Annotated in this window: 16 protein-coding genes; 15 read left to right on the top strand and 1 reads right to left on the bottom strand. The window is 47.2% G+C overall.

The genetic code is table 11. From position 1 onward, the window contains the following. Positions 1-4: 4 nt before the first annotated feature. The 4 genes from V6D41_RS01295 to V6D41_RS01280 all read left to right on the top strand — a co-directional run bounded on the left by V6D41_RS01295 (position 5) and on the right by V6D41_RS01280 (position 2,978). On the top strand, positions 5-223 hold the full coding sequence (locus tag V6D41_RS01295) for a helix-turn-helix domain-containing protein (RefSeq protein WP_333517031.1): 219 nt from the start codon (positions 5-7) through the stop codon (positions 221-223). A gap of 99 nt (positions 224-322) precedes the next feature. Next, a complete protein-coding gene (locus V6D41_RS01290) occupies positions 323-1,354 on the top strand; it encodes a glycosyltransferase family 2 protein (RefSeq protein ID WP_333517030.1) in 1,032 nt (343 codons plus the stop codon). Positions 1,355-2,321: 967 nt separating this feature from the next. Further along, positions 2,322-2,594: a hypothetical protein gene (locus V6D41_RS01285; protein ID WP_333517029.1), complete on the top strand. Its 273-nt coding sequence runs from the start codon at positions 2,322-2,324 to the stop codon at positions 2,592-2,594. A 114-nt stretch (positions 2,595-2,708) separates the two neighbouring features. Continuing rightward, positions 2,709-2,978, top strand: coding sequence for a hypothetical protein (locus V6D41_RS01280; RefSeq protein WP_333517028.1), 270 nt, complete (start codon positions 2,709-2,711; stop codon positions 2,976-2,978). Between the two features lie 284 nt (positions 2,979-3,262). Here the strand turns inward: V6D41_RS01280 and V6D41_RS01275 are convergent, their stop codons facing one another. Continuing rightward, the gene (locus V6D41_RS01275) at positions 3,263-3,811 is read right to left on the bottom strand and encodes a site-specific integrase (protein ID WP_333517027.1); all 549 of its coding nucleotides are present in this window, start codon (positions 3,809-3,811) and stop codon (positions 3,263-3,265) included. Positions 3,812-3,893: 82 nt separating this feature from the next. Here V6D41_RS01275 and V6D41_RS01270 point away from each other — a divergent pair, with 82 nt between their 5' ends. The 11 genes from V6D41_RS01270 (at position 3,894) to V6D41_RS01220 (ending at position 12,103) form a co-directional block, all read left to right on the top strand. Further along, positions 3,894-5,648, top strand: a complete 1,755-nt coding sequence (locus V6D41_RS01270) for a hypothetical protein (RefSeq protein ID WP_333517026.1) — start codon at positions 3,894-3,896, stop codon at positions 5,646-5,648. Between the two features lie 15 nt (positions 5,649-5,663). Continuing rightward, positions 5,664-6,095, top strand: a complete 432-nt coding sequence (locus V6D41_RS01265; protein WP_333517025.1) for a phBC6A51 family helix-turn-helix protein — start codon at positions 5,664-5,666, stop codon at positions 6,093-6,095. Positions 6,096-6,097: 2 nt separating this feature from the next. Then, the gene (locus V6D41_RS01260) at positions 6,098-7,723 is read left to right on the top strand and encodes a phage portal protein (RefSeq protein ID WP_333517024.1); all 1,626 of its coding nucleotides are present in this window, start codon (positions 6,098-6,100) and stop codon (positions 7,721-7,723) included. Then, positions 7,723-8,538 carry a phage minor capsid protein gene (locus tag V6D41_RS01255; RefSeq protein WP_333517023.1) on the top strand — a complete coding sequence of 272 codons (816 nt, stop codon included), beginning with the start codon at positions 7,723-7,725 and terminating at the stop codon, positions 8,536-8,538. The genes V6D41_RS01260 and V6D41_RS01255 overlap by 1 nt, the downstream gene beginning before the upstream one ends. Positions 8,539-8,638: 100 nt before the next feature. Next, positions 8,639-9,310: a phage scaffolding protein gene (locus tag V6D41_RS01250; RefSeq protein WP_333517022.1), complete on the top strand. Its 672-nt coding sequence runs from the start codon at positions 8,639-8,641 to the stop codon at positions 9,308-9,310. Positions 9,311-9,321: 11 nt separating this feature from the next. Next, complete coding sequence (locus V6D41_RS01245) at positions 9,322-10,425, top strand: SU10 major capsid protein (protein ID WP_333517021.1); 1,104 nt, start codon at positions 9,322-9,324, stop codon at positions 10,423-10,425. A 48-nt stretch (positions 10,426-10,473) separates the two neighbouring features. Further along, positions 10,474-10,734 (top strand): hypothetical protein, encoded by a 261-nt coding sequence (locus tag V6D41_RS01240; protein WP_333517020.1) that lies wholly within the window; start codon positions 10,474-10,476, stop codon positions 10,732-10,734. Further along, positions 10,734-10,955: a hypothetical protein gene (locus tag V6D41_RS01235; protein WP_333517019.1), complete on the top strand. Its 222-nt coding sequence runs from the start codon at positions 10,734-10,736 to the stop codon at positions 10,953-10,955. Before V6D41_RS01240 ends, V6D41_RS01235 begins: the two co-directional genes overlap by 1 nt. A gap of 18 nt (positions 10,956-10,973) precedes the next feature. Further along, on the top strand, positions 10,974-11,360 hold the full coding sequence (locus V6D41_RS01230) for a hypothetical protein (protein WP_333517018.1): 387 nt from the start codon (positions 10,974-10,976) through the stop codon (positions 11,358-11,360). Between the two features lie 15 nt (positions 11,361-11,375). Beyond that, complete coding sequence (locus V6D41_RS01225; protein WP_333517017.1) at positions 11,376-11,696, top strand: hypothetical protein; 321 nt, start codon at positions 11,376-11,378, stop codon at positions 11,694-11,696. Continuing rightward, positions 11,693-12,103, top strand: a complete 411-nt coding sequence (locus V6D41_RS01220; RefSeq protein WP_333517016.1) for a hypothetical protein — start codon at positions 11,693-11,695, stop codon at positions 12,101-12,103. The genes V6D41_RS01225 and V6D41_RS01220 overlap by 4 nt, the downstream gene beginning before the upstream one ends. Positions 12,104-12,105: the final 2 nt, after the last annotated feature.

Below are 12,105 nucleotides of genomic sequence, written 5' to 3'. Positions count from 1 at the left end.
CGAAATGAAATTAAACGCTACGCCGCGTCTAAACGCCGTTATGAAAGAAAAAGGCTGGACGCAAGTAAGGCTTTCGGAAGCATCGGGCGTACCACAGGGTTCGATTTCGCGATTCGATAAGAACAGTCGCCACGAAGATTGGCACGTTTTTTCGATTGCGAAGGCGCTCGGCGTGGAAGTCGAGGAGCTATTCGAAATAGAGGAAGTTGGGGACGCTGACTAATCGGCGTCTTTTTTTTTCGTCTTGAAATCTGGCCCTCAGCTGGTATAATTATCCTATTGATACCAGTTCGGGAATTCCCGAATCGAAAGGATGGACGAAATGAATCCGAAAGTCAAAGTGAGCGTTATTATCCCGGTATACAATGGCGAGGAGCACCTACGCGAGTGTATAGACAGCGTACTCAACCAGACGCTTAAGAATATCGAAGTTTTGATAGTAGATGACGGTTCGACCGATTCAACGCGGACTATATTGCGTTACTACGAAGCCATTGACGAACGCGTTAAGCCGATCTACCAAGCGAATCAAGGGCCGGCAACGGCGCGAAATAATGCGCTAAAGCAGGCGCGCGGAGAATTCGTCGCGTTTATCGACGCTGACGATTGGATCGAACGAGAAACATACGCAACAATGTACGAGGTCGCAGTCGCAAATAATGCCGATATTGTATTTACGGATATCTGCTGGGATTACGAAGATACAACGAAAAGCTATACGAAAAGTTATCGCACAAAAGCAAATACGCCGTTAGGTCGGGACGCGATAAAGGCGGAGATACTAACGGACTTTTTATACAACGGATCGTATGGCGGCGTATGGAAAGTAATCCGCAAAAGTTTAATAGATACGTATGGCCTAGCGTTTCCTGACGGTAAATATCTCGGCGAAGATTGGCTGTTTAATATGGACGCGTTTACGTATTGTCAGACGGCGTACTATATCGATAGGCCGCTGTATCATTACCGGCAGATTAATGACGAAAGCTTGATGCGCAAATATAACCCGCAGTTATTCGATTCGTACATAAACGGCAATACGTTGGAGACGTATGCGAAACGATGGGGTTTGTACAACGAAAAGGTAGCGCTGGACCTGGCAAGGCGGAAGTGTTATATCGCGGTCAACGGGTGTATTCAGAACGAGTTCAAGCCGGGCTGCGATAAAGGGCTGCGTGAAAAGTTGGCGCTGATCGAACGAATAGTCGAGCATCCGAACGTAGGGAAGGCGGTTGAGGTAGCGCTAAGGCATGAGGAAAGTTGGGCTCGGCGGATGTACCTGACGATGATAAAACGGAGGGCCGTCGTAGGGTTGTTTCTGGCGGGGAAAATACGGTCGATGAGGTGGCGTTGAAATGGCGTCATCTTTTTTCGTAGGCTCCGATTCTCAATTACGGAAAACTAATTGATAATGAACACGACTTTATTCGCACAAATCGGCGAAAAACACGACTTTATTCGCACAACCGAAAAGTGGGTTCGTGCTTAGAGCCGCAAGGGATACAGCGATTTTAGGCCGCCAATCACTTCTTAGTCTTGTGAATCACAAGCCTCTGGAACTTCGGCTTCGCCTTCGTCCAGTATTATCGCGATCAAGTACTTATTAATTAATATCTGCGCGTATGTAGGGAACGAAGTGACCGGAATTAGCGCTATGTTTAAATACCTACGGAAAGACTTGCGCTAACCTAACGAAATTAATTACGGAAACTTAGCGAATATGTATCAACATTTACCCCGATATGCTGTCTTACGTAATAGAAGGACGTAACATATCGTATAACCTACCGCATAGGCAACCGTTAGGCTACGGGTATAGTACACCGGATGTAACACCGTATATGCATACGTATAGTTATATAAGAAGGAAGGCGGCGGAAGATTAAGCGTTATCGTTGCGTTGTGGTACTCGCAGTAACGAGAAGACCGCGGAGCGTAAGCCCTTCCGAAACTCACGGGGTTGGACCGGATGCCCACCGCAATATGCACCATCCTATGCATAGCAGGCGGCATGTACCGTAGTCAGCACGCGTTGATCTAGCGCGGTTTATCGAATGCATAAATAACATACGGATAACTGCGATACGTAAACGTATATGAACGTTGGTATATCAATGATTGCGATTGAATTCGAATGTAACTCAATTTACTTCTGTTAAATTCGTTATTCATAAACGCGAATGATATATACGATGACTCAAACGACTGATCACGAAAACGACGGACCCCCCAAGCCCGTCCGAAAAATCCATGGCGACTGCTGTTCGGAACTTGCGCACAATTTTTCGAACTCAGGGCGTCAACTGAACGGAGGTGACCGCATGCAAGTATCTTGCGACGAATGTTTAGAGGAATTCGAAATGCAACCGAAGGAGCGCCCGTTAAATAATGCCGGCATTGAGGAAACGTATTTTGAGTGTCCGCATTGTTCGAAGCATTACACCGTCATTGTAACCGACTATGAAACGCGCAGAATGATCCGGGAGCATAAAAAGCTGCGTAAGACGCCGGATGCAACCGAAGAAGCTGACGAAGTTCAGCGGCAGATCATGACGAAAGTGGATGCGTTAAAGAAGACGCACGGACTAGCATAATGATTTTACCACGAAATTAAAGCGTCTCAGCCGTTTTAATCCAGACGGAGGGTATTCGGTAGGGTAAACGTTAGAAACGCTAATTTCGTGTGATTTCGAAGGGAGGACGAAAGGATGGCGAAGTATCGCAAGAAGCCGGTTGAAGTAGAAGCGGTAAAATTCGAAGATACGACGGAATCTATATCGGCTATAGCGGAAATAGCCCACGATAATTTAATTCGGGTAGACTACCGACAAAAGCCGGTCGTAATGTATATACCGACGTTAGAAGGCGTAATGACTGCGCAGGTAGGCGATTATATTATTCGCGGCGTTGGGGGCGAACTTTACCCATGTAAGCCGGACATTTTCGAAAAGACTTACGAAGAAGTAAGCGACAATTAAACGCAATCAGAACGAGGCTTCCGCACCCTACGGCGGAGGTCTTTTTGTGCTTGCGTTTTACTGATCAGCTGGAATGTGCTTCCGAGCCTTCCGGTAACGCCAGCGCATCCACCGACACGCCTCTCAACGATGCGGACCACGGTCGGTGGGGCAAATAGGGGCGCATGTTCCTCGGTGGCGAATTATTTGGGCAGGTTCAATTCCTGCCGCCCCTGTGAAAGCGGGTTTCGCAATGAATCTCGCTTTATGAATAAAAAAGCACCGCAGGCGTAGAGCCCCGATGCTTAAAGATTAACGTTAGCGTATACTTCGTCAATCCGGTCCTGGTTAATTCCGATATAACGAAGCGTGACCGACTGCTTCGAGTGATTGAAGATCGATTGCAGGAGCGAAAGGTCGGTGCCGTTCTTATACGCGTGATATCCGAAAGTCTTACGTAAAGAGTGGCAGCCGATTGTGCCGAGCTTTTCCGCAAGGCCAGCCCGTTCAACGGCTTCGTTAAGTATACCGTAAGCACGTACGCGGGTGATAGCCTTCGAACCTTTGCGCGAAGGAAACAGCCAATCATTATCGACGGCTTCGGTCGGTATCAGTTCGGCGGCGGCTTTCTTGATTGCGGCGTTGAAGAAAAAACGCTTAGACTTTTTCGTTTTGCCTTCCGTAATCGTAACGAAATCCTTACCGCGGACATCGCCGACTTTTAGCGCAAGAATATCGGAAATACGTAGGCCGGAATTAATGCCGAGTGTGAACAGCAGAAGATCGCGCCCACGAAGGGCTTTTTTTATTGCGTTTATTTGGCGTTTTTCTCTAATCGGTTGGACTTCGTTCATCTGAATTTCACTCCGTTCTCAATATGTTAAATTAATATTAACGAAAGTAATAACGTAAGTCAAGCGAAAGGAGGGTGAAAATTTGGCGTACATTAACGGAAAATGGATAGGGCGGCAAGAACGGCAGGAACGCATTAATTTATTAGTCGAGAGTGTGCGTCGGTTGGCTGCCCTAATTAAGTCCGAAAAAGCAACCGAATACCATATTGATATGTTCCGGAAAAACAAAGCGGAATTAATTAAGCTTAAACGCGTTCACCGTGCGGAAATAGACGTTGCTTATTTTACATACGAGTATTTGAGCGACGGTCTGAATCCGGGAAACGAAGACAATGTCGTAAGGAATTCGGATGACGGAACGCCGCATGATGGTATAGAAGATATCGCGAAGATTCACGAGGAATTTTTCGAGCTTTGCGATTATGTTAACGAGGAAAAACGAAATGCGCGTCTTGCTATTGCGGCAGCGCGGGGGCACTCGAAGTCCGGTATGTTCTCGAATGCGCTACCGTTGCACCAGGCGGCCTTCAGACGTCGTAAGTATATACTCGTAATTTCAGAAACGGACTCACTTTCGAAAAAGCTGATCGGATGGGTCAATAAGCAGATGAAGTTCAACGCCAAGTTGCGTGAGGACTTCGGTCCGATGATGCATGAATCCGCAAGCCGCAACGAAAAAGATAACGAAGAAGCGTTCATTACGACGACGAATATTCTTATCGAATCATCCTCGTCAGGTAAGCAACTGCGGGGTAAAAGGCACGGAGCTGTCCGGCCGGATCTCGTTATCATAGACGACCCATCATCGACGAACAACGAGGGAACTAAAGAAGCGCGCGAAAAGCTCGTCCATTGGTTTAACTCCGTCGTTGTGCCGATCGGGTCTAAGGCGACTGCGATCGTACTTGTCGGAACGATGGTTTCCGCAACCGGACTTCTTAATCACGTACTGAAACGGAAGGATTTCAAAGCAAGCTTCCACGGCGCCATTATCAGCGAGCCCTCAAGGCCGGAACTATGGGAAAAATATTGCGAAGTATATGCGCGTGCTGACTCGATGGAAGAAGCCGATGAATTTTACGAAGCGCATAAAGAAGCGTTGGAGGAAGGCGTCGAGCTTGCGTGGCCGTGGCGATGGACATATCGCGATCTTATGCACGAGAAAGTAAACATGGGGACGCGCGCCTATAACTCGGAATTCCGAAACTTAGCGTTCAGTGAAGACGAGCAGTTTTTCTTCCCGGAAAACTATGCTTATTACCATTATTACCACGAGAACGGGACAGCGTATGTCGTTTATAACGAGTTGAAAATACCGATTAAGGATCTTCTGATTGTAGGCGCGTGGGACATTGCGCAAGGGAAGAACGCACGGTCTTGTTATAACTCGGTCATCACGCTCGGAAAGCACGAACCCACCGGTTACATTTTCGTTTTGGACGAGTATGCGTCGAAAGAGCCGGCTCATGTGTATATCGATATCATCATTAAGAAAATAAAGCAATATAAACACCGTTCTTTCAACGTGGAGACGATCAACGCGCAGCACGAATATTATCGGCAACTACAAGAGCGCGTTCGGCAAGAAGGCTTATACACTTGTCGCGTTAACGATGTGAAGTCGCATAAATCTTCGAAGGACGAACGTATTCAGTCGATGGAGCCGATGCTCCACAACAAAACGCTTATATTAAACGACAGACATACGATGCTTCTCGATCAGATGGCGCAATACCCTTTCGGCGACTACGTAGATTCACTTGACGCGCTACAACAGGCGTTGGAATCAGTGTTCCGTCCGAAAACGCGCTTAGTATCGAAGCCGGGATGGCTGTAGAAAGGAGGCGATAAGATGTCGCGAATGAAGGAGCTAGAGGCGAAATTAACGCTGCAACAGCGGAAGGCTGCGCAAGTCGTAGCGAGTAACGAAGTATCTCCGGAAGAGGGCGCTAAACGTAGTCAGGCAGAGCTTGCTGAAGAAATAGGCGTAAGCAGGATGACGCTTTATCGTTGGCGGTTTCAAAATCCGACGTTCATCGAATATATGAACCTACTGGCTGACGATATGTTGTCCGGACATAGATCCGAAGTGTACGGGCAACTTTTGCGATTAATTAAAGGACCGCAGCCGTCGGTTAAAGCTATCGACTTGTTTATGCGTCGTCATGGTCTATTAACTGACCGCCAAGTGACGACAACTGAGACGGATAGCGGATCTCGTAGTAACGAGGATCTTGAGAAGGAAATCGATGAGTTAGACGACATTCTGGGAGAGGAGGAATAGCGGTGGGGTTTTTCAACGTATTCAAGCAGCACGACCAACCTTCGGATGAGTATACGGTAAAGAAAACGTACAGTATCATCCGAGAAGGTGCGCAATTTCCTCCCGATGACTCAATCGAGCGGTTAGCAAAATATAAGCGTATGCGTAAGCTTTTCGAAGGTCGACACCGAGACGTATACGAGAGAGCTACGGATATTTTAAAAGATTCGCCACACTCGAAACAGCTTGAGAAGCTTTATATCGCAATTAATCTCGCGGACATTTTGGTAACTAAGCCGGCGGATCTGCTGGTAGGAGAACCGGTTCATTTCGAGAGCGGGTTATCGGACACTAGCAAAGAGCAAAAAGCACTCAACCGATACGTAGAAGAAAACGATCTTAACCAGCTACTTCACGAAAGCGCCATGTCAAATGGGTATCGTGGTGACGCGTGGATTAAGGTTCGCTTTGGCTATCGACAAGATTATTCTGAGCTTCTTGCGATGGGACTAGGGGTTCCGGATGGCGCGAAAATGGAGGCCATCGTTGAGCATGTTAACGCCAATTGCGTTTTCCCTGAGTTTTCGGCAGGAAACGTAAAAAATATCAAAGCAATTAATATAGCGCAGGTGGAGTGGGTCGAAACGGAACAAACGGAAGTGCCTTTCTTAAACGTAGAGCGCCACATTCCAGGACACATCTTCTATACGCGTTATAGACTTTACCAAAACGGCGTCGATATTTCAGGAAGTGCGCCGATTAGCGTATTCACTATCGGTGAGGAAGTGCCGACAGGACGCGAAGTGGATCACGAAGAAACATTCCTTCCTCACATACCGGTCTTCCACGCGCCTTACAAATCTATCGATGATAGTTACTTCGGTATTGGCGGCTTAGAAAAAATCGAAACTACGTTAGCTGCGATTAATGATCGCCTTGTGCAGATCGATTATATCCTATGGAAGCATAGCGATCCGACAGCATACGGTCCCAATTTAGAAAGCGCCGGAAACTCTGTACAGTTCGGAGGAAAATACATCCCGGTAACCAAAGACGATCCGACTCCGGGCTATATGGTTTGGCAAGCGCAACTCGACGCAGCGTTCAAAGAACTTGACGTCCTCTTCAGTAACGTCTTTCAAATGGCGGAGACTCCACAATGGTTATTCGGGACAACTATTTCCGGCGATAACTCGGGCGGCACGGGTACGTCACACACAGACGGTGCAGCTATTAAAGCTCGATTCATGCCGATTCTCTCGAAAGTAAAACGTATACGTGCTCACTATGACCGCGCAGTAAGGGACGCCCTTTGGACGTGCATGTTACTCGAAAAAGCGGTCGGCGTTTTAGATGTTAAAGAAGCGGTTTATCCGCGCGCAATTTGGAGCGACGGTCTTCCGAAGAATGAAAAGGAGATCGCCGAAATCATGGAAATTCGGACCGGTGGTAAACCTACGATTGACGTTCGCGGGGCTATTAAGCAACAAGACGATGTTGATGACGAAAAAGCTGACGAAATTATTCGCCGGATTGAAGAGGATGAGAAAGCGGCAAGTGGCTTCGTAGACGGGTCGATATTCAACAAGGAAGAACTGCAAAAGGACCCGCCAAAAGACAGCGAAACGATCGTTGAGGTCGATAATTAATGGCGCGCATTCCTGAACCTCATTACGATCATCAAACGGAGCAACTAGCGGGGTATTATCAGACTGCGGTTAGAGATATTTTATCTGAGCTCGACCGGATTGATCTCGATAACTTCCGCAGAGCTAATGCGTTAGCGACACTGAAATCAATCAGCGAGATCCTTAGCGAACTAGACGAAAGATCTTCCGCATGGGTTAAGAAGAACGTACCGAGGGCGGCCACTGACGGTATTGTTCACGCATTAGTTGCGCTTGATGTCGCGAAGACCGTCAAGGAAGCGGAAAAGATTGTCGCTTTCAGCGACGTAAATGAATACATGGTTGCGGCTGCAGTAGCGGATACACAAGCCGATTTGTTAGCGGTAACGCAGAACGTTGATAGGAAGACGCGCGCTGCCGTAAGAAAGGCCGTTTCAGATTCGATGCGGATTAATATGGCCACCGGAACAAACGGAAGGCGAAGTATAGCGGAATCGGTTCGAAAAGCTCTACAATCATCGGTAAACACTGGCATTATTGACGCAAGAGGTAATCGATGGCGGCCTGAAGTGTATGCAGATATGGTTGTCCGCACAAAGATGATGGAGACGTACCGAGAGGCTCACACGAACGAGGCGGTAAGTCGAGGCGCATATTACGCGAAGATATCATCACACGGAGCGAAAGATTTATGCCGCCTGCACGAGGGTCAGATCATTAAGTTGACTGCGGATGCGCCCGGCAATTACCCGACATATGACGAGTTAAAAGCAACCGGAGAGATATTCCATCCGCGTTGCAGGCACGTATTCTCAACGATACGAAATCCGTTTTAAGCGCTCAGGGCGCTTTTTTATTTTGTCCGAACGTTATGACGTTAAAAGAAACGGTTGAATTATCCAACAGCCGACGGGCTTTAAACGGTGGAGGGACTTTATGAGCGAAGAATTAAAAGATACGCAGATAGGCGACGTTACCGATCAAACTACGGCTGAGGTGCCGGAAAATAAACCTGAAACACCGACGGTGACTATGACGCAAGAAGAGTTCAACGCTGTAATTGCTCGCGAAAAAGGCCGTGTTAAAAACAAATACGCTGACTATGACGAGATGAAGGCGAAGCTTGGTGATCTTGAGAAGGCGCAGAAAGAGCGCGAAGAGGCTGAGATGACCGAACTCGAAAAACTTACGAAGCAGCTCGGCGAAAAGTCCGAAGCAGAAGCCGCCTACATGAAGCAGATCGAAGAATTAAAGGCTGCTACTGAACGCGAAAAAGTGGCGAACGAATTTATTAAGGTTGCTACGAGCCACGACATCGCCTACATCGACGATGCTTTGCGTCTTGCTGACTTATCCGCGGTAAAAGTCGAAGACGGGAAGGTTGTCGGTGTGGAAGACGTTGTTAAAGGTCTCGTTGACAATAAACCGTTCTTGGTTGCGAAGAAACAAACTTTGAAGTCGATTGGTCAATCAACAAACGGAGCAGGAGATGCGGATGGGGGCGAAATCAAGACGCTAGAGGCGCAACTGAATGAAGCGAAGAAAGAAAAGAATTTTTCGAAGGTAATTGAGCTTTCAAACAAACTTAAATCACTATTAAAGAAGTAGGGGGAAAATAAATGTTAACAAGTTACGATTTTAAAGATCAGGTACGTCAGTTAGATGAAGGCATTGACCTAATTATTCAGGACGAACCTACGTTGCTTGGCCTTATCGGTCTAAACGGCGAGGCTCTATACCAAACTAAGTTCGAATGGATGTCTGACCGACTGAATTCGAATCTTGCAACAGTTAAGGAAGTTGCTGCCGACGGAAAAATTACCGTTTCAGATGGCGACGGAGAGAAGTTCCGCAAAGACGCAATCGTAGTTTTCAAGGAAGAATATCTAAAAGTCACTGAGATTGCTGGCGATGTGTTGACCGTTGTTCGAGGCTTCGACGGTACGACTCAAGAAGAGATTGTAGCGGGAGCCGAACTGCGTATTGTATCTCGCCCTCAACCTGAAGGTGCCGGGGTTGGTATTGACGAAGGTCACGACCGCTATGTTGACTATAACTTTACGCAGATTATTGAACGTTACGCTGCCGTATCTAACACGCAACAAGCAGTACGTACCTACAACGTATCCAGCGAGTTAGACTATCAGGTCCAATTACGCCTTAAAGAAATGGCGCGGGAGTTTAACGACTGGTTGATTTATGGACGTAGAATTGACGGCAGACCACGTATGACTGGCGGACTTTTGCACTTCGCTAATTTGAAGAATGCGGCAAAATCCAACTTGGCGGGTAAAGAAGTAACTGCGAAAGATATTAATAACCTTATGGAGAAAGTCTATTTGCGGGGCGGATCGGCGAATACTATCCTCACAAATACAGCAGGAGCGCGTCAGATTTCTAAAATGGCGACTGATACTATCCGTACAGAAAGAACGGATGCTACAACAGGTCACCGCATTAGTACGTTTGTCTCCGATATGGTTGGTGGCGGTGTGGCGACTGTCATCGTTGATCCAAACTTCCCGAAAGATAAAGTCGCATTATTTGACCGTAATATTCTGTCCCTGCACCCGTTAAATGGTAGATCTGTATATGACACAGATGCAAGTGTAAACGGAGCCGATTTCGTCGCTCGTCAGATTCGTGGTGAGTACGGCATCAAGGTTAAAAACGCGAATGAGAAGATCGCTATTCTTGAAAACATTTCTACTACTGTCTCATAATACGGCGGGCTTATGCCCGTCTTTTTATTTATAGAAAGGGGGAGCGAATTGGCTATTTCAGATGAACAGAAGAGAAGATTGAATGAAAGTATGCCGGCAGCAAACGATGTGAAGCTTGGTGACATCATCAAAGACATGCAAGAAGGCGGACTTGTAGGACCTAAAGGTGATAAAGGCGATCCTGGCCCCCAAGGTCCGAAAGGAGATAAGGGTGATACTGGTACAAAAGGCGCTGATGGGTTCGGTACAAAAGAGCAATATGACGACATTATCGCTCGCCTTAATGCATTAGAAGGGTCTGGTTCTTAATGGTAGCAATATATAAAGCTTCTCCGTTTTATTCAGTAAGCGGAGATAAAGACATTACTTTCGACTTCAAAGGCATTTATAAAACTGAAGACCCGGACGTAATAAAGCAACTGAATGAATTGTGCCCGCGTTGGGTTACGTGTGTCGAACTCAACGAGGAAGAGCCGGAGGAATCAAAACCTGCGCCGAAAAAGCAGCCGCGTAAGTCCTCCGCAAAGTGATAAGGGAGGGCGGTGCTTATGACGTTAAGTGTCGAAAGTGCTAACGAATATATCAATGGATTCACGATCGATAACGAAGACTGGAACGATTACGAAAACGAGAAGAAGCAGCGGATTTTAAACGTTGCTGAAGACGTGCTGGCCCGTAAATATCCCGAATACATCATTCCGGATAACGCCGTGTTTGAGTTTGCGAACGTACTTGCGATTGCGTACAACGATACAAATCGTCTAAATAAGCAGGGGATCGCAGGGTTTTCAATAACCGGAGTCGGGTCGTTTAATTTCAAAGACACTCTGCGCGTCGATGACGAATCATTGATCCCGAAGAAGACTCTCGATTTAATCGGCGAAGCTAACGGCGTACAACTCGGCGGCAGAATAGTTAAGTGGACGGTGATGTAATTGGCGATTATTCCAATGCGTCAGACAGTGACCGTTTACAGGGCGTCCAAAGAATTAGACGTGTGGGGAAATCCAAAATCAACGGAAACATTCTTCTTAAAATGCCGTGTTGATGAGGGATCTTCTATCGCTAACTCAAGGTCGTCGGGCGTAGTCAAGAACGAAGAGGTCGTCGCTACTGCGAGAATCTTAATTGATAAACTCGCAAATGTCCGATATTCCGACTTACTATCGTTTACTAATGAACTCGGAGAGACGATTGAGCGGAAGCCGAAGGAGATAAATGTACGAAGGAATGTCGGTGGGAAGCCGATATTGACCGAGGTAGTCGTATGAGGCTGACGTTTAATACAAGCGAATTTACATCGCTGCTTAATAATCGAGAGACAGCCGTTGAGCGGGCGGCAATAACGGCAATGGAAGACAACACGGATGACCTTGCTAGAATTGCGCAGAACATCGCTCCGATCGATAAAGCGACGCTCCGTCGGGGGATGAAAAAGAAGGTAACGCTGAGGCGGAACAGTTTGGTCGGTGAAGTATCGTTTCGGGCCGTCGACAAAGGATTCAACTATGCGATCTGGACGCATGAGGCCGATTATAAACTTGGTCCGACATCCGCAAACGCTGGCGGAACGGACGGATACGAGGTAGGTAATAAGTATCTAGAGCGTCCGTTAAAAGGCGAGTCGCAGAAGTATATCAATAACGTTGCTAACGCGGTTAGAAGGGAGCTGAGATAAGC

It is taken from the genome of Bacillus sp. 0102A (assembly GCF_036765155.1).
Lineage (GTDB): Bacteria > Bacillota > Bacilli > Bacillales > Bacillaceae > Bacillus > Bacillus subtilis_G.
Note: the sequence above shows the minus strand (reverse complement) of the source record. Positions and strands in the feature narration are given on the sequence as shown.